Below are 17,698 nucleotides of genomic sequence, written 5' to 3' on the forward strand. Positions count from 1 at the left end.
AATGTTAATTATAAACCTCATAAAAAAAGCCCCGCCGGAATTGGCAGGGCTTTTTTATGAGGTAAGGTTAGTCACGAACAATTTCGAAATAGCCTTTGAAGGTTTTACCGCCTTTCGGCTCTTTGAGGATGTAGTAGTACACGCCATCGCTTATGCCTTCGCCACCGAAGCTGTTGTCGTAGCTCTTGTAATCTTTCACTTTCACACCCCAACGGTTGAAGATCTGCAGGCTCGTGTTCGGCTCAATGCCTTTGTAAACAAACTTGTCGTTCTTGCCATCGTTGTTCGGGGTAATGATGTTCGGCAGGAAGAATGCGCCTACTTTCACTTCCACTTCCTTGCTCGACTCGCAGCCGCTTGGTGAAGTAACTGTCAGCTTGTAAGTACGGGTCTTGAGCGAGATCACTTTCGGGTTCAGCACTGTTGAGCTTACCGAATCATTACTTGGATCAAGCAGGTCGGCCATGATGGTAGAATCAGGACGGCCGTTAGAGGCAAGCATCTTAGAACCAGGAGACCACTTGTAGGTGTAACCGGTTTGGTCAACATTGTCAATTACCACGTTGATCATGGCATCGCGGCCGAAGATGATGTCTTCTCTGCCTTGCGGATAACCAACTGTAATGCTGCTGATGATCGGGTTCTCGTTTACTTTTACCAGTACCGAAGTAGTATCGTAGCAGGCACCTTTCAGAGCGCTGAGCGTGTTAGTAGCTTTAAGCAGGTAACGGGTGGTCTTGGTAGGCTTCACCGTGATGTCACGCTGGCTTCTGTTGGCTGGCAGACCGTCGCCGTTTGGCGTAGACGGGTGCAGGCTCCACTGGTAAGAGTAGGTTGCTTCTTTGCCCAGGATCGAGTCCGGACGGCTCAGGTTCACATCCAGCTTAGAAGTTTCGCCAAGGCAGATCTCACGGGTTTCGTTGCCGATAACTTTGGCAAGCGACTGCCGTCTTACTTCGATCCGGTAAACCGGGTTGGCAATACTCTTGATCGGGCAGGCATCGTCTTCGATACGGATCGGGATCAGGTAAGTATGGCCCGCGTGGCTGGCTTCCGGCGTAATCATCAGAACTGCTTCCACGTTAGGAGTGCCGTTCTTGTAGATGCGCATGCTGCCGTTTGGAAGGTCTCTTCTGATTTTAGCTGTGTCTACCGTAATGGTGATCTTATCGGTATCCTGGAACTTGTAAACGATACGGGTAGTATTACAGGTCTGTACTTTTACCAGCGTGTCGTTGAGTTCAACCTCGAACTTAGGAGGAATCGGAGGAACGGTGGTTACTGGCGGTACGTTGCCGCTGCAGTCTTCTACAATGAAGAGCATGTCGCGACGGATATAACCAACTTTCACCATAGCGCCATTTACTTTGCGCCACTCGTTGATCCGTACTACTACCGCATACTTGTTGCGGCCGGCGGAAGATAGTGTTCCTGCGGTATAAACAGCCGGACGGAAACGTAACTGGCCGGAGATCGGATCCAGGTTGAAATAAGGAACTGCATTAACGATCTTCGGCGGAACTCCAGTAGCAGGATCCGGGGTGTTCCATGGGGCAATAAACGAAGGCATCGGGTAAGTGGCAGAATAAGAAGCCTGACCACCTTGCAGAATTGCATACTGCTGGTTAGAAGTGGTGTTGTATGGAGGCAGTGGTTTTGGATTAACGATGATGCTAGGTCCGGTGCCTCCAATATTTGCATAAGGAATTGGGGCTCCACCAGAGCCTAAAGGCTGCACCAGTTCATAAGAAAGGGAGTCGCTGTCCACTTCCTGGGCGTTCAAGCTGTAAACGATATCCTGGTTTACGCAAACCAATGGAATTGGCACGTTCAACGGATCAAAATCCGGTGAATTGTTATTGAATGGGCTTGCAACCGGGCCCAGTTTCAAAAAGGCTTCAGAATAAAGGTCTTCATAATCAGCATCTACTAAATTCTCAATTTTAGGTCGGGCATTATTGGTAGAAGTGAAGTACCAGTCGGTACAGTTTTTCTCGGGGGTTGAGAAAGTTATGGTAGCGGTAAACTTTACCGTTTCATAGTTTGGCTTGCCACTTGAAGAACACTGTGGTGCGCCTAACTGCGGGCAATAAAGGTTACCAATTCCGGTAGAACCTGCCACCTGGGTCATGGTTACGTTTCGGCCGGTATTGCAACCGGGAGATCTCATATTCAGGGTAGCGCTGGTTGGCAAAGGGTTTCCTGAACAATCGCGGAAAATACGCAGGTTGGCCACATAGGTACCTGGGGCTACGCAGGCATAAGTGAGGTCGGATCCCTGAAAGTGGGAAGCCTTAGCGTTGTGGCTGTAGCCGGCCATTATTAAAACGGCGGCGAATAAACCACTTAATTGAAAGAGTTTTTTCATGAATGGTAGCAGTTTAATGATAGATTATTCGAATGATGATGATTACAAATTTTAATTAGCGGGCCACTTCTACAGCGCCCTTGTAGGTTTTCTTGGCTTTTTTAACCGTGAGAATGTAGTAATAAATACCATTGCTCAGGTTTTCGCCTTTCCATTGGTTTTCGTAATTGTCGCTGGCATAAACCTGATTACCCCAGCGGTCTAAAATTTCCAGGCGGTAAGGACCCGCTTCCGGCAACTGGATCTTGAAGTAATCGTTCTTCCCGTCGTTATTAGGCGTAATAATGTTCGGAATATTACCGGAGTTGGAAACAATTTCCGGTTGTGCGGCAGCTACTTCTACTTTTACCGAATCGGAGTAGGTACAACCGGCAGGCGAAATCACCTGAAGTTTATAGGTTGTGGTCTGCTGCGGAGCCACTCTTAATTCAGCGGTTACCAGATCGGCCACTACGGCATTGGCTTTTGTCCAGCGGAAAATTGATCCGGCCGGGGCGCCGGTAACCTGCAGTGCGGTTTCCTGGCCTTTGGTTAATTTGGTATTTCCGGAAACGGCAACCGTGAAGGCCGGAGCAATGGCAGCCGCAAATTCATATGCTTTTGGTTCGGCATTCGGGCAGCGTTCATCGGCTACCCAAATGGTAAAGGAGTATGGCTGGAACCGGGCTAAGTTTGCCTGCGGGTTCCACTGCAATAAAGCCGTGCCATTTTCCTTGTTAAAGCTTAAACGGGCACCCGGTAAAACGTCAGCCACATTGCTGGTAATTACCGCGTAGGCTGCTGCCCCGGAGCCGGTTAAGAAATTGGCTTCAAACAGCTGGCAGGAAGTCATTTCCAGGCGGGTACCTTTTACCGTATCGTTCTGAACAACTACGGCAGCAAGCTGCGCACTGGAAGCAGCCGCACATGGCAAACCAACGGAGGTTGCAGCGGCCTTACCGGCAGACATTCCACCGGGTTTACCGCCTGCCATACCGGAAGTTGCTACACCGGCAGCAGACCGGTTTGCAGTATTATTGCCCGACCAGTTCCAGGTTGCTGCGGGTTGACGTTTATTGCCGCCGGCTACCTTGGTTTTATTTTTACCCGGAATGCTTTCGGGCTTTGCCGGAGAAAGAACCAGTGAGGAACCGTTTGCTTCCGTTTTTGCAACTGAAAGGTCAGGCAGGTTGCCGGAAGTTTCAGACGCCTCCGTTGCCTGGTTAACAATAGCCTGGCCTGAATTTTCAACAGAAACCAGTACTTCTGTTTGACTAGCTTCCGGACGAACGCGCTCAGTAGCTCCTGGAATTATGGCGGATCCGGAAGCGGCGCTTATGGTGTTCTGGGCGGATACGGCAGTTTTTTCGGGCGTAGCGGTACTGTTTTTAAGCAGCTCCGGCTTGGTAAACAGCACTACGTTAACGGCCGTTACTAAAATAGCGGAAGCAACAAACCCCAGTTTTCCGAGGCTGCCTCCTACAGTTTTAGCGGCAGCAGCAGGTGCGTTTGGCTGGGTGCCCTGAAAATTATGCAGCTGGTCTTCCAGCCTGTCCCAATCGGCAGGATTATAGTCAGGCTCGGGCATGTTTTCGAGAGCCTGCTGAATGAACCGATCGAAGTCTTTATCTTGCATAACTGGTTCTGTTTTCTCTATCGGAGTGAGCAATCATTTTCTGTAACTTCATGCGGGCTTTAAATAAATTCGATTTAGAAGCCCCTTCGGAGATCTGCAGTTTTTCTGCAATTTCCGGATGGGAAAAACCTTCGATCACGTGAAGGTTAAAAACCAGGCGGTAAGCCGGCGATAGTTGCTGTACCATAGCCAGAATTTCTTCGGCCGAAATGGTATCCAGCACATCCTCAACCCCCAGCTCAGCTTCTGCGTAAACCAGATCGAGGGAATGGTAGTGTTTGCTGTTTTTGCGGTAATGATCGATGGCGGTATGCACCATAATCTTGCGCAGCCAGCCTTTAAAGGCTTTATCGGGCTGGTAAGTGTTAATATTGGTAAATACTTTCATAAATCCGTCGTTCAAAATTTCAGCAGCTTCTTCGCGGCTGTCGGAATACCGCAGGCAAACCCCCATCGAAAACCCGTAAAACTTCTTGTAGAGCATCTTCTGGCTTTTCAGATCGCCGCGAATGCACCCTTCAATCAGTTCTTTTTCAGAAATTTCTACCGTTGTACTCACGCAGGTTTCGAGGTTTTAAGCTGTTTGTAATTATAGGTCGTATAAATTTCCGCAACAGTTGCCAGCTATAAAAACTTTTTTCTTTTTATTTCTGAATCAGGCCTTTAAAAAAGCGGCGATTTAAAAAGAGGTCGGAAGAAATAAAGCAGGGGTTGCCTCGTGAGAAAAAAAAATTATTTTTTTTTCCTTTTGTTCGTTTAAAAGCCACCAAACTCAGAAATCTGGTTTGGTTCGCAGCGGCTGCACGTTGGGATTTAAAAGGCCGGGCGGGCCATTAGAACAGATTTTCAGAAAAGTGCGGGCAAAAAAAATCCCGCTGTTTCAGCGGGATGTTTCCAGGAATATATGCAAATCATTACTACTCTTAAAATAAATATCTTTAAGGCCAGACCCTTTAATGCAATTCTTTTACTATTTAACGATACAATTTTACGGCCCCCAAGTCTGAAAAAAAAGGAAAACACGCCCCTGAACGCAACATGAACTTTTCCATTTAATTTCTGTACTTTTTGTCTCGAAATTTCGGCACTCTCCATTACTCCCCCTACAAACAGCTGTTTTGCAAGAAAAAAAAGCATCAGCATAGCGTTAAACTATATATATGTTAAGCTATAAAATAACATAATGCCGGCAAACGCAACATTTACCGGCTATTTATTGCGCAATGTTTTTTTCTAATAACTGATGTAACGCAAGTTTTTTGAGGTCCCCCTTTGGAGGCAGGGCCGTTTCACTCTAAAGATTCTCCCCTTGAGCCTTAAGGGTGTTTACGAATGGAGATATTTATCAAACGACGTGTTAACACTCCTATGACCCTCTCCAAGGGATAGTCATTAGCCAGAAGGAATCAACCCTGCTCTTCAAAAAGGGACCTTCTCCTTCCTGCGAAAGACCAGTTATAAAAAAGTAAAAGCCGGAACATTTGTATGTACCGGCTTTTACTTTTTCGGGCAAAATGCTTAGCGTTCTCTAAAGCTTACTGAATTTAACGGTTTGTTTAATTGTATTACCATCCAGGAGCCTGGCAACGTACTGTCCCGGAGCAAACTTACCGGCATTGGTCCATTTTACCCCATTGCCTGCCTCTTCCTTCTTCACAGGTATCTGGTCTATTTTCTGCCCTAAGGCGTTGTAAATTATTATTGTCTGTTCAGAGGCCGGGCTGCGGTTTATTCTAAAGGAAACTTCGTTTTTGAACGGGTTCGGATAGGCTACAAATTCCAGCGTATTCTTTGTGCTTTCCTTGATTCCGGTTACTGCGCCTGAAGCGCTAACCCGCACAGCAAAAGTATACGTCTGGAAACCTCTTACCGGACAAGCATTGTCTTTTACAGTCACGTGAAAGAAATAAGGCCGGCTTCTTACATTAGCCGCGGTGGGCGTCCAGGAAACAGTTCCGCCGGGTTGAGCGCCCTGCACTACCGTAAAGCTGGCATTGGGGAGCATGGTGGCTGCATTTGAGCTTATTTCCAGCACATCGGCCGGGTTCTGATCGGAGGCATTGAACTGGAAAGTAAGCGGCGAGCCCGGCCGGAGTTCGATCACGCTTGCAGGGGCCAGGGTTACGCCATTTGCGGTTACGCCTGCAATTTTAGGATTGAGATTGGGCGCCGAATCTATTACATGGATTACCATATCCCGCCTTACATGCCCGATCTTTTGCATGGTGCCGCCTACCTTTCTATATTCATCTGCCTGCACAACTGCGAAATAGAAATTTGCCCCCGAACCGGGATTACCGGCCTGGAAAGTGGTGGGAATAAAGCTCATGCTTCCGTTTTCAGGGTCGAGCCTGATCGGAGCAAGTGTCGGAATAAAATTCTGGGCAGAAAAACCCTGCAGGTATTGGACCGGAGTATTGGCATCTGAAAGCGCAGGTTGTAAACTATAAACTACAGAATCGCCATCCGACTCCAGGGCAAAAGCAGTTAGCCCAACCTGATTGTTTAACGCAACAAATGGCGGCTCCAGATCCATAAACTGGGGCGAACTATTATTCAGGCCGGCGCTTAAATTCAGATAGGCTTCGGTGTAAAGGCAATTTACGCCCTGCAGGTTGGCCGAATTAGGCCGGTCACATTCCAGAAGGCTTATAAACCAATCCGGGCACGAGGCTTCGGCAGCCGTAAAGGTTACATTTCCAGTATATAAAACCTCTTCGTAATTAAATGCCTGAGCAGACCCGGTGCAATTATTCGGGCCCGTGGCACAATAAGGTTGCGCAATACGGTTATTCCCGGCTTTATTCAGCGTAATTTGCTTTTGCCCGATGGCAGCCCCGCAGGTATTTGCCTTTGCGATGGCTGTAAAAGCGTTATTTAACTGCGCCATTCCGCAGACCCGGTAATATTTCAGGCTAATAATGTACATATTGGGAGCCACACAAGAATAGGTCAACTCCGAGCCTGACATGTGCGATGCAAGCACCTGCCTTGAATAACCGGCAACCACCATCGTTAGCAGCAGCAATGAAAGTAATTTCTTTTTCATAGTCTTTCTTTAAATTTTCAGGATCATTCTTTTTAATTCTTAGCCCGCTTGCCTGGCCAAGAATTAGTGTTTAGGGAAGTGTTATTTTTCTGACCAGACAAGCATTTAGCAGAAAGGGTTGCCTGACCAGGGAATTATCCGGTTCTTTTTTTCAGAGATATTTCCGGAAACTTATAGATCGCTTTATATGGTGTCCGGTTTTTACAATGCAGCCTAGCGAAAAGCATTATCCGAAATCACCTGTAAAAGAAAAAACCCGTGCATGAGCCGGGCTTTTTCTTTTAATTTCAACTTAAAACTTCGCTTTATTTCTGTATTAGAGTTTGGTGAACTGAATGGACTGAACCACCTGATTACCGCTTAGCAGCCTGGCCACATACTGCCCTTTTGCCATCCGGCTTCCTTTCTCCCAAACCACCTGCTTCTGCCCGCTTGCTATATTTTTCAGCATGATCCGGTCTACCTGCTGGCCTAAGCTGTTGTAGATAACAATCTCCTGATTTACCGTGGCGTTTGCCTGCACTTTAAAGCTAACCGTTTCGGTATACGGGTTCGGGTAAGCTACAAAGGTAAGGCTCTTGCTGAGTTCTTCTTTGGTGCCGGTTACAGCTCCTGTATTACTTACCCGCACGCCAAAGGTCTGGGTCTGATGGCCTTTTACCGGACAGGCATCGTCCTCTACGGTTATGTGGAAATAATAGACCTGGTCTCTTACATGGTTAACCGTTGGGGTCCAGGCAATGGTACCGCCTGGCTGGCCGGTAGTAGAGGGCGTAAAGGTGGCTCCCAGTAATACCGAAGCAATGTCACTCGAAAAGGTAAGTACATCATTCGGGTTGCCATCGGCGGTAGTAAACTGGAAATTCATAGGCGTGCCCGGGCGAAGGTTGATGATGGTGCCTGGGGTAAGCGTTACCCCATTGGCGGTTGGAGCAGTTACCTTTGGGTTCTGGTTCGGGCCACAATCCATGAGCGTTACAAACATGTCGCGGCGCACATAACCTACTTTTACCGGTACGCCGTTAATCTTCCGGTATTCGTCTACCTGTACCACCATAACGTATTTGTTTGCCCCCTGCGCGGAGGGAGTGTTAGGCACATAATTGGTTGGTGTAAAGGACATAGAGCCGGTCTGGGTATCGAAAAGGAAATTCTTTACCGCACTTGGGCTAGGCTGGCTCCAGTTAACAGCATAGGAATGCAGCGGAAAGGCAGCACTAAAAGACCCGGCTGGGGCCGTTGCGTACTGACTGGTATTTGGGTTTAGGATGGTAACCTGCTGATATGACTGGTAAGGAACGAAAGTACTGGCAGAATTCATTGGTTCTTTTAAGCTGTAAACCAGGGAATCGCCATCAGGATCGTTTGCGTAGCTGCTCATAATAATTGGCATGTCTTTATTTACAAACGGTATTAATGCGCCTCCAAATATGGGCGAATTGTTGTTTATTCCGGCTGCAAGATTCAAATAAGCTTCTGAGTAAGGGTCATCCTGACCAACGAGGTTGGCAGAAGACGGCCGGCAGCACTCGGACCAGGAAAGATTCCAGTCCGGGCAGTTTCTTTCAGCGGCCGTAAAGGTTACAGTGGCCGAAAAGGAAACAAATTCGAAGTTAGGCTGGCCCGCGGAAGTACACTGGGGTGCTCCAAGCTGCGGACAGTAAAAGTTACCAATGGTATTGGATCCCGAGCTTTTGGTCATTTGCACAGTCCGGGTAGTACCGCAGCCCTGCGGCCTTAAGTTTAGAACGGCAGTGGAGGGGGCGGTAGAACCGGAGCAGTCGCGGTATAGTTTGAGGTTAACCGAATATAAGCCCGGTGCTACACAGGTATACGTTAATTCGGAGGCCTGAAAATGTGTAGCTGCCACGTTATGGGAGAATCCGGCTAAAAACAAGGCTGCTGCTCCAGCAAATAGATTGCGTATCTTTTTCTTCATAGGTAGTAGGTAAAAGGTGATGAACCAGGTGTTAAATTAGTTAAACCGTTATAATAACAAAACAACAGATCATTAAATATTTTAACACCCTGCTTTAAACCGGAAGACACGCCTTTTTCCTATCGGGTTGCCTGGAGCAGAAAATATTTTAAAAAAGTTAAAACAAGGCTTTCAGCTTTAATTTCCTTCCTGCTTTTTTACCCGGAATCGTAGCGTTTTAAGTAGCAGGACGCTTTAAATTGCATTACCCTGATTGTTATTCTGAAAGAAACTTTTGGATTAGAAGCACGGAAATCACAAGTTCCTTTCAGGATAACAAAGTGGGGTGGCTGCGTTTATAACGGTCCTGCTACTTACTTTACCTTCATAAATTTAATTGCCTGGATTGTTTTACCGCCGGAAACCAGCCTGGCCAGGTACGTTCCGGCGGCATGCTTGCCGGCATTTTCCCAATTAATGTTTTGCTCACCAATGCCTGCATGCTTTAAAGGAATCTGGTCTACCTGCTGGCCCAACAGGTTATAGATAATGATGTTTTCTGCTTTTGCCTTCAGGTCCAACCTGAATTGCAGCTCGCTGGTAAACGGGTTCGGATAGGCCAGGAATTTTCCGGCAGCGCTTAACTCCTCCTGGTTCCCTAAAGCCGTGCCGATATTGCCTACCCTAACCCCGATCAAGTAGGTTTGTTTGCCGGAAATGGGGCAGAAATCGTCTTTTACGGTAAGGTAGAACCACTTTATCTGGCAGGTTGGCCCGGCAGCGGTCCAGGAGATGGCGCCGATTGGATGAGTGGCAGAACTGGTAGAAAAAGTAGCTCCGCTCAGCACTGAACTTACGTCGGATTCTACCGTCAGTACATCAGTTGCCTGGTCGGCGGTGGCAAATTGCAGGTTAAGCTGGGCGCCAGGCCGGATCGTAATCACCTCGCCGGAACTTAAAGCTTTGCCGTTAACCATTAGGGAAGTGAAAGTCGGCAGTTTATTTCCGGCACAATCTTCTACCTGGAAAAGCATTTCGCGGCGAACGTGCCCTACCTTGGTCACTACCCCGCTTATTTTACGCCATTCAATCACCTGCACACTTACCGCATAACTGATATTGGCTGCAACAATGGGGTTATAAGCAGCCGGCTTAAAATTCAGGACCCCGGTTACCGGATCTAGTTTAAAGTATGGAGCGGCAGTAACTATTTTCGGAGGAATTCCGGTAGCCGGATCCGGTACATTCCAGGGAGCAGAAAAGGAAGGTATCGGATAGGCCACGCTATAGGCATTTCCTAATCCTTGCAAGATCGCAAATTGCGGATTGGTGGAAGTATTATAAGGCGGAAGCGGATTTGGATTTACGACAATGGTGCCGCCAGGATTGCCGCCAATTGGAGCATAAGGAACCGGGGTTCCGCTGGCTTTTAGGGGCTGTGCCAGTTCGTAAGACACCGAGTCGCAATCGGCATCGGAAACAGCAAAATTCAGCATAATCTCTTCGCCTACGCATACCAGCGGCCTGGCCGGCGCAACCTGGTTGAACACGGCGCCATTATTGCCGACGGCTAAATTGAGATAAGCTTCGGTGTACACATCATCATTACTGTTACTGATCAGATTCATGGTAGGGGCACGGCTAGGTTGGGTTACACTTAACAGCCAGTCCGTGCATGCCTGCTCGGCGGCCGAGAAGGTTACCACGCCGGTATATTCCACTTCTTCGTGGTTACGCCGGCCGGGGCCTGTGCAGCCATTCCCAACAGCCGGGCAGTACGGGTCGCCAAATCGCGAATTAGCCGACTTGGTCAGGGTAACCGAACGGCCGCTGGTACAGCCTGTTGTCTGCAGGTTCAGGTTGACCGTATTTGCCATAGTTGCCCCGTTACAATCGCGGAAGCCGGTGTAACTTACCAGGTAGCTATTCGGGCCCAAATGCTGATAGGTGATGGTAGCCCCTAAAAAATGGGAGGCCAGTGCCTGGATTGGCCCGAAACCAAATATTGCTAAAAACAAAAGCAGGAGCATTGGAGCGGTCTTTTTCATAGATATGCAACTTTGTAAAAGATGGAGAAAATTAAACAGGCGCGTTATAGTGGATCCGGTATTGGCCTGAAGAAGGGCTGAATTATTTAACCTATAACATAAGGCCCTTCTGAAAGCAAGTCGAATGTTAAGGTATTAACCGTTGCCTGCTGCTTTAATTTTCTGTGAATTATTTTCCGCCTTTTAAAGCCGGCATAAAAGCGAGCTCACACCCCGGTTGCCGGGGTTTTTAAGCTATAAATGCTATCGTTTTCAGCCGGACAAGTGAACCTGTATGTAGGAGGTAAAACTGAACGATATGCTAAGAACAAACTTACAATTATGCTTATCTGCATTGGCCTAACCAACTTTTGCAACAGGCTCCTACCCTTTCCCAAGTCGCATAGATCCCAATAAAAATTCCCTGCCGGAAAAGAAAATTAACTATTTCGGCAGAGAATTAAGGCGGCTTCCGGCAAAACCGGTTAAGAAACGTCTAAGAAGCGGGTTTCCGGAAAATGTATTGAACTGTTTACTAACGCTTATTGAATTTTCATGAATTTAATGGTTTGTACTTCACCTGCCGGGCTAACAAGTTTTCCGAAATATTGACCGGCCGGCATTTGCGGAGCTTTTTCCCAACGGATATCCTGTTCGGCTGAAGTACCGGAAGAAACTAAAATGCGATCTACTTCCTGCCCTAAGGCGTTGTAAATTAATAGCTGGCCGCTGCTTTTCTGGTCTACTTTAAAAGTAAGTTGGCTGGTAAAAGGATTGGGATAAGCCTGGATTGGTTTCGTCTGGGTTACCTCCTGCCTCACTCCCGTTACGCCGCCGGCATTGCCTACGCGCACATTAAACGTGTAGGTGTACTGTTTGCCACCGGGAACGCTGCTGTCCTGCAACGAAACGGTAAACGTAAAAGGTTGGGCGTTTACATGCGAAGCCGTTGGCACCCAGAAAATAGCTGCGGTCTGCTGTTTGGCATTATCCGTTATAAAAGTAGATCCCGGTAAAACGGAAGCTACATTGGAAGTAATCCTGATAGAATCGGTCAGGTTTGGATTAAGGCTGCTTACGCTTAAATTAAAGGGCGAACCGGGCTGAAGCTGAATTTCTTCGTTCAGGTTTACGGGGTTGTTGTTTAAAGTAATGCTGCCTGGTTTGTTTACCCGGATCCTTAAATGGTTAGAGGAAATCCCCCTGATTGGTGAGGCATTATCATCAATCCCTACCAAAATCATGTGGGGCTCCAGCCTGACATCGGCATTTGTGGGAATCCACTGAATTTGTAAAACAGGTTGCTTCGAATTACTTAAAGTATAGGTTGCCGTTGGCAGCACAGTAGCTAAATCTGTTGAAATGGATATAGAATCTGTTGAATTGGGATCGTAAGTAGAAAGGACCAGATGCATGGTATCGCCAGGGAACAACTCTATAATCTGGCTAAATGGTATTGCCTTATTCTTAAAGAATAAGCCGCCAGCAGGCATTTGGTTTCCCTGCGCAAAAGCATTAAACCCTAAGGAAAGCAGAAGAACGGAGAGAGCGAATATTTTTTTCATAACGGTAGTAGTTTAATCAAAAGTAGGTTGTAATATTTTCAGCGCCTTTATAAACCAGTCGGGAGAAACTGGCAAAGAGTTGCTTTAACATGAAAAAAAAGCAACAAAAAAAAAACCGGAACAATGCTGTTCCGGTTTTTACTTTTCCTGCCTTAAACATTACTGTTTACTGGAGTTTGGTGAATTTGAGCGTTTGGGTGATTTTATTTTCGGAAATTAGTTTTGCCAGGTAAGTTCCGGTAGCAAACTGCGGGGAACGCTCCCATTTTACCACCTCCTCTCCGGAGCTGGTCGCTTTTACCAGGATCCGGTCTATTTCGCGGCCCTGCAGGTTATAGATGATAATTTCCTGCGGCATGTTCGCTGCCTTTACCCGGAAGCTTACCTCTCCCCTGGAAGGATTGGGGAACGCTAAAAAGGAGGTTAACTGTTTATCAGAACTGATACCCGAAACTGCGCCGCTGTTGCTTACCCGGAGGGCAATTGTTTCTACACGGGAGCCGGAAAACGGGGAAGCGTTATCCCGGGCCCAGATGCGCAGGTAATAAGGCTGCGACCGCACCTGGGCGGCAGTAGGCGTCCAGGTAATGGTGGCGGTCTGGCGCTGGGCGCCTCCTATTGTAACTGTAGCTCCCTGCAAAGCAGTGGTTGCATTGGTTTTCAGGTAAACCGAATCGGCAGCATTCAGATCGTCGGCGTCTACCTGAAGCGAAAGGGTACTGCCAGGGCTAACCGTTAAGATTGTATTCGGCTGCACCGGCGCATTGTTCAGCCGGGTGTTGGTAAGCGTTGGGTTGTTGTTTTGTCCGGCATCACCCACCACAATAATGGTTTCCCGGCGTACCGACCCGATTTTAGTTGCTACGCCGTTTATTCTCCGGAACTCATCTACCTGAAAGGAAGCCAGATAAATGTTATTGCCAGAAGAGTCGGAGATAATCGGATTAAAGGTGAGCGCTCCGGTTAAGGAATCGAGAATAAAATACTGGTTTCCGTTTACAATTTTAGGCGGAATTCCGGTAGCCGGATCTGGTGTATTCCAAGGTGCGATATATGAAACTAAAGGGTAATGCGGAGACAAGGTTGAAGCTGCATTGGGTAATATAGCAAATTGCTGATTGGTGGTTGAATTGTAGGGTGGCAGCGGATTCGGATTAACAACTATAGAAGTATTGTAGCTCACATAATTCGTTACCGGCTGATTATGTCCCGTTAAAGGCGCTGCCATCCGGTAAACCAGCGAGTCGCCATCCTGATCGTATGCGGCCACGCTCAGCGTAATCGGCTGGTTTATGTTGGCGATTAAAACCGGGGCATTCATCGGGTCAAACATCGGGGAGGAACCGTTATAAATGGTATGGTCCAGTTTAAGGGTAGCTTCGGTGTAAATATCCAGCTGGTTCGGAGTTTGGGTCAGATTGGCACTTTGCTGGCCTTTCCGGTGGGTTGCCACGCTCAGAAGCCAATCTTTGCAAGTAGCTTCCGCAGCAGTAAACGTTACTGTGGCCTGCAGCACCGAGATTTTATAAGGCATAAGGCCACTGGTAGTCGGCACTTTACCGGCAACCCACTCGTTCTGGAATTGCATGGGAACGGACCGGCCGGTATTACAACCCGGAGCGCTGATCTGGAGGTGAATAGGACTTGACATGCCGCTTAGTCCGGCCCAGTTGTAGTGCGAGTAGGTAACTACATAAGTATTGGTCGTTACTTCCACAAAAGAAATATCGCCGCCAATGTCGTGCGTGGCGTATGTATTTAAGGTACTCCCAGCCATTAGGGCACAAAACAATAGTAAGATCTTTTTCATAGAATTTTAAGTTGCCGCTGCATTCAGTATAAAATAGCGCTGCTTTTGCCTCCGGATAGCGGTGCAGAAAACCATTTATAATAACAGGTCGTGGAATATAATAAAACCGTTGCCTTACCCCTAAAAAAAAGTAAAGGCCGGTACAGCAATGTACCGGCTTTTACTTTTTTGCCTTAAACAATAGCGTTTACCGGAGCTTGGTGAACCGGAGCGTTTGGGTGATATTGTTTTCAGAAATAAGCTTTGCCAGGTAGGTGCCGGCAGCATATTTTCCGGCCTGCTGCCACTTTACCTGCTGGTTTGCTAATTCAGCAGCGCTCACCGGAATCATGTCTATTTCCTGGCCCTGTAAGTTGTAAATAATAATTGCCTGTACTTTTTCGGGGGTCTTCAGGCTGAAAGTTACGCTATTGGTAAATGGATTAGGAAAAGAGGTAAAATACCGGGCTTGTTCCGTCTGGTTCTTTACTCCAAGCAAATTGCTGGAAACCCTGATCCCGACCATCTGGGTGGAAACACCTTTTACCGGGCAGGCATTATCGATCGTAGTTATGGGTAACCAATATAAGCCTTCGTTGGCAAAGGTTACGCTCAGGCTTCCGGTTGGGCGGTTGCCGCTACTGGTAGTAAAAGCCGGGAAATTCAGACCCTGACCAGGATCCTCAATAGTAACGATATCGGCGGCATTCGGATCGACGGTTTCAAATTGAATGCTCACCTGACTGCCGGCAGCCACTGCTGCTATTCCGTTCGGGGGCAAAGGCTGATTGTTTACAGTAATATTCGTTGCTTTGGGATTCTGATTGGGCGTATTGTTTACCACCGCAACCGGGATCTGGCGCTGGGTGGTGCTTACCCGGGTCATTACCCCGTTTATTTTTTTAAAACCGCTTGCCTCAATAACAACTGCATAGGCATTCGAGAAAAAATTTCCCTGATTAAAAACATTCGGCGTAAAGCTTAAAAGACCGGACTCCGGGTGCAAGGTTACTCCCCCAACAGAAGGAATAGGGTTAGAGAAGGACATTCCAGGGGTATAGGCAACGGGCGTGTTGGCATTAGACAGGACAGGCTTTAAGGCATATCCAATAGAATCGAGTCCGTCTGTGGTTCTATCCTGCACCAAGTTTGGAATAGTGGCGGGCGAGTTTACGGTAAAATATAAGGTGGGTACCCCCATAAAAACCGGCGAAACGCTATGATTAACAGCTGCCGCTGTGGTATTAATGTATGCTTCCAGGTATAAAAGACCGTTTGACGATGCCGTGCCATTCAGGTTGGCCATTTGCGCTACGGCCCATTCCTGTACGCTTAAGTAATATCCCTGGCACTGACCGGAAACTGTAAACGTACCCGAAAAAATTATTTCGGTAATCGTATACGGCGAGTTAAGGGTACAATTATTACCTACTGAGGTACAATAGGATTGAATAACCTTACTTCCAGCGCGGTTAACGTTAATGATCTGATTTGCTGCGCAACCCGGAGAGCCCAGGTTTAACTGCATGGACTGAATCTGGGGGGTTGCATTATTTGCGCAATCATAGTAGGTTTTGTATTCGGCCATGTAAGTATTGGGCGCAACCGGGAAATAACCGATCTCGGCCCCTAAAAAATGCGAAGCATTACTGTTGCCGGCACACAGGCAGACCGCAAACACCAGCCATAAAAGCGTAGAAGTTTTTTTCATAGGTGCTTTTCGCTTAAGTGCATGATATTTAATTACTTCAACAGCTTTAAAAAGAGCATTCGGGAAAAAACATACGGGACCGTTGCCGGTAATACTATGAAAAAATACTGTAAATAACAAAAAAAAGCCCCTCTGAATTGCTTCAGAGAGGCTTGGACATTATACAAAAAAAAGAGACGCCCAATTGGGCGTCTCTACGGGTGTTTTTTAGGGCTATTGCTTACCGTTTTACAGGTGAATTACTTCGCCGTAGGCGGCTGCGGTAGCTTCCATAATGGCTTCGCTCATGGTTGGGTGCGGGTGAACGGCTTTGATGATCTCGTGGCCGGTGGTTTCCAGTTTACGGGCTACTACCACTTCCGCGATCATTTCCGTCACGTTCGCGCCGATCATGTGGGCACCTAACCATTCGCCGTATTTGGCATCGAAGATCACTTTAACGAAACCGTCTTTCGCACCGGCGGCGCTGGCTTTTCCGGAAGCTGAGAACGGGAACTTGCCTACTTTAATGTCGCGGCCCTGAGCTTTGGCTTCTTTCTCGGTTAACCCTACCGAGGCCACTTCCGGCTGGCAATAGGTACAGCCCGGGATGTTGGTGTAATCCAATGGCTCAGGATTGTGACCAGTAATATTCTCGACGCAGATAATACCTTCGGCCGAAGCAACGTGGGCCAATGCAGGCCCCTTCACGATGTCGCCGATGGCGTAAATGCCGTCCACGTTGGTTTTGTAGAAATCGTCTACCACTACGCGGCCTTTTTCTACGGCAATGCCCATTTCTTCCAGGCCTAAACCTTCCAGGTTCGTCTGGATACCTACGGCAGAAAGTACGATGTCGGCTTCAATAACCTGTTCGCCTTTGGCCGTTTTAATGTTCACTTTGCAGCCTTCGCCTTTGGTATCTACAGAAGTAACTTCAGAAGAAACCAGGATATCGATACCGGCTTTCTTCAGCGATTTCTCCAGTTGTTTCGATACTTCTTCGTCTTCTACCGGCACAATGTTCGGCATGAATTCCACGATGGTAACTTTGGTACCTATAGCGTTATAGAAGTAAGCAAACTCTACCCCGATCGCGCCGGAACCTACTACTACCATGCTCTTCGGTTGATTTTCAAGTACCATTGCCTGGCGGTAACCGATGATCTTTTTACCGTCGATCGGCAGGTTTGGCAGCTCGCGCGAACGGGCGCCGGTAGCCAGAATAATATGATCGGCTTCGATGGTCGATTTTTCACCGTTATTGTCAACCTCTACTTTGCCTTTGCCGGTAACTTTCCCGAAACCTACAATATGGTCGATCTTGTTTTTGCGAAACAGGAACTGAATGCCTTTGCTCATGCCGCCGGCCACGCCGCGGCTGCGTTCTACTACGGCTTTAAAATCTACCGAAGCGTCGGAAACGCTGATGCCGTAATCTTTTGCGTGCGTTAAGTATTCGTAAACCTGCGCGCTTTTTAACAATGCTTTGGTCGGGATACAACCCCAGTTCAGGCAGATGCCGCCTAATTCGGCTTTCTCTACCACGCCTACTTTCATGCCCAATTGCGAAGCACGGATAGCTGCCACGTAACCACCGGGACCGCTGCCTATTACTACTAAATCGTATTTCGATGCCATATTGCTGGTTTAATTTAAGTCGCGGCAAAGCTAAGG

The 17,698-nt window shown here is 47.7% G+C and carries 11 protein-coding genes; all 11 read right to left on the reverse strand.

Annotated elements, in window-relative coordinates; genetic code table 11:
- Nucleotides 1-67 precede the first annotated feature (67 nt).
- Nucleotides 68-2,368: a gliding motility-associated C-terminal domain-containing protein gene (locus tag F0P94_RS03810; protein ID WP_150902476.1), complete on the reverse strand. Its 2,301-nt coding sequence runs from the start codon at nt 2,366-2,368 to the stop codon at nt 68-70.
- A 55-nt stretch (nt 2,369-2,423) separates the two neighbouring features.
- Nucleotides 2,424-3,983, reverse strand: a complete 1,560-nt coding sequence (locus tag F0P94_RS03815; RefSeq protein WP_150902477.1) for a gliding motility-associated C-terminal domain-containing protein — start codon at nt 3,981-3,983, stop codon at nt 2,424-2,426.
- Nucleotides 3,973-4,542: an RNA polymerase sigma factor gene (locus F0P94_RS03820; protein WP_225307113.1), complete on the reverse strand. Its 570-nt coding sequence runs from the start codon at nt 4,540-4,542 to the stop codon at nt 3,973-3,975. The genes F0P94_RS03815 and F0P94_RS03820 overlap by 11 nt, the downstream gene beginning before the upstream one ends.
- Before the next feature lie 287 nt (nt 4,543-4,829).
- Nucleotides 4,830-5,126 carry a hypothetical protein gene (locus F0P94_RS19570; RefSeq protein ID WP_191906909.1) on the reverse strand — a complete coding sequence of 99 codons (297 nt, stop codon included), beginning with the start codon at nt 5,124-5,126 and terminating at the stop codon, nt 4,830-4,832.
- 385 nt (nt 5,127-5,511) lie between these two features.
- Nucleotides 5,512-7,032 carry a T9SS type A sorting domain-containing protein gene (locus F0P94_RS03825; protein ID WP_150902478.1) on the reverse strand — a complete coding sequence of 507 codons (1,521 nt, stop codon included), beginning with the start codon at nt 7,030-7,032 and terminating at the stop codon, nt 5,512-5,514.
- Between the two features lie 316 nt (nt 7,033-7,348).
- On the reverse strand, nt 7,349-8,971 hold the full coding sequence (locus F0P94_RS03830; RefSeq protein ID WP_150902479.1) for a T9SS type A sorting domain-containing protein: 1,623 nt from the start codon (nt 8,969-8,971) through the stop codon (nt 7,349-7,351).
- A 353-nt stretch (nt 8,972-9,324) separates the two neighbouring features.
- Nucleotides 9,325-10,998: a T9SS type A sorting domain-containing protein gene (locus F0P94_RS03835; protein ID WP_150902480.1), complete on the reverse strand. Its 1,674-nt coding sequence runs from the start codon at nt 10,996-10,998 to the stop codon at nt 9,325-9,327.
- Nucleotides 10,999-11,519: 521 nt separating this feature from the next.
- Nucleotides 11,520-12,542, reverse strand: coding sequence for a T9SS type A sorting domain-containing protein (locus tag F0P94_RS03840; RefSeq protein WP_150902481.1), 1,023 nt, complete (start codon nt 12,540-12,542; stop codon nt 11,520-11,522).
- A gap of 166 nt (nt 12,543-12,708) precedes the next feature.
- Nucleotides 12,709-14,352: a T9SS type A sorting domain-containing protein gene (locus F0P94_RS03845; protein WP_150902482.1), complete on the reverse strand. Its 1,644-nt coding sequence runs from the start codon at nt 14,350-14,352 to the stop codon at nt 12,709-12,711.
- 187 nt (nt 14,353-14,539) lie between these two features.
- A complete protein-coding gene (locus F0P94_RS03850) occupies nt 14,540-16,042 on the reverse strand; it encodes a T9SS type A sorting domain-containing protein (protein ID WP_150902483.1) in 1,503 nt (500 codons plus the stop codon).
- 228 nt (nt 16,043-16,270) lie between these two features.
- Nucleotides 16,271-17,662 (reverse strand): dihydrolipoyl dehydrogenase, encoded by a 1,392-nt coding sequence (lpdA, locus tag F0P94_RS03855; protein WP_150902484.1) that lies wholly within the window; start codon nt 17,660-17,662, stop codon nt 16,271-16,273.
- Between the last annotated feature and the right edge of the window lie 36 nt (nt 17,663-17,698).

This window comes from Adhaeribacter soli (assembly GCF_008727925.1).
Classification (GTDB): Bacteria; Bacteroidota; Bacteroidia; order Cytophagales; family Hymenobacteraceae; genus Adhaeribacter_A; species Adhaeribacter_A soli.

Coding starts and splice junctions, on each gene's coding strand:
- F0P94_RS03840 (WP_150902481.1), bottom strand. CDS start 12,542: ATGAAAAAAATATTCGCTCTCTCCGTTCTTCTGCTTTCCTTAGGGTTT.
- F0P94_RS03830 (WP_150902479.1), bottom strand. CDS start 8,971: ATGAAGAAAAAGATACGCAATCTATTTGCTGGAGCAGCAGCCTTGTTT.
- F0P94_RS19570 (WP_191906909.1), bottom strand. CDS start 5,126: ATGCTGATGCTTTTTTTTCTTGCAAAACAGCTGTTTGTAGGGGGAGTA.
- F0P94_RS03810 (WP_150902476.1), bottom strand. CDS start 2,368: ATGAAAAAACTCTTTCAATTAAGTGGTTTATTCGCCGCCGTTTTAATA.
- lpdA (WP_150902484.1), bottom strand. CDS start 17,662: ATGGCATCGAAATACGATTTAGTAGTAATAGGCAGCGGTCCCGGTGGT.
- F0P94_RS03845 (WP_150902482.1), bottom strand. CDS start 14,352: ATGAAAAAGATCTTACTATTGTTTTGTGCCCTAATGGCTGGGAGTACC.
- F0P94_RS03835 (WP_150902480.1), bottom strand. CDS start 10,998: ATGAAAAAGACCGCTCCAATGCTCCTGCTTTTGTTTTTAGCAATATTT.
- F0P94_RS03815 (WP_150902477.1), bottom strand. CDS start 3,983: ATGCAAGATAAAGACTTCGATCGGTTCATTCAGCAGGCTCTCGAAAAC.
- F0P94_RS03850 (WP_150902483.1), bottom strand. CDS start 16,042: ATGAAAAAAACTTCTACGCTTTTATGGCTGGTGTTTGCGGTCTGCCTG.
- F0P94_RS03825 (WP_150902478.1), bottom strand. CDS start 7,032: ATGAAAAAGAAATTACTTTCATTGCTGCTGCTAACGATGGTGGTTGCC.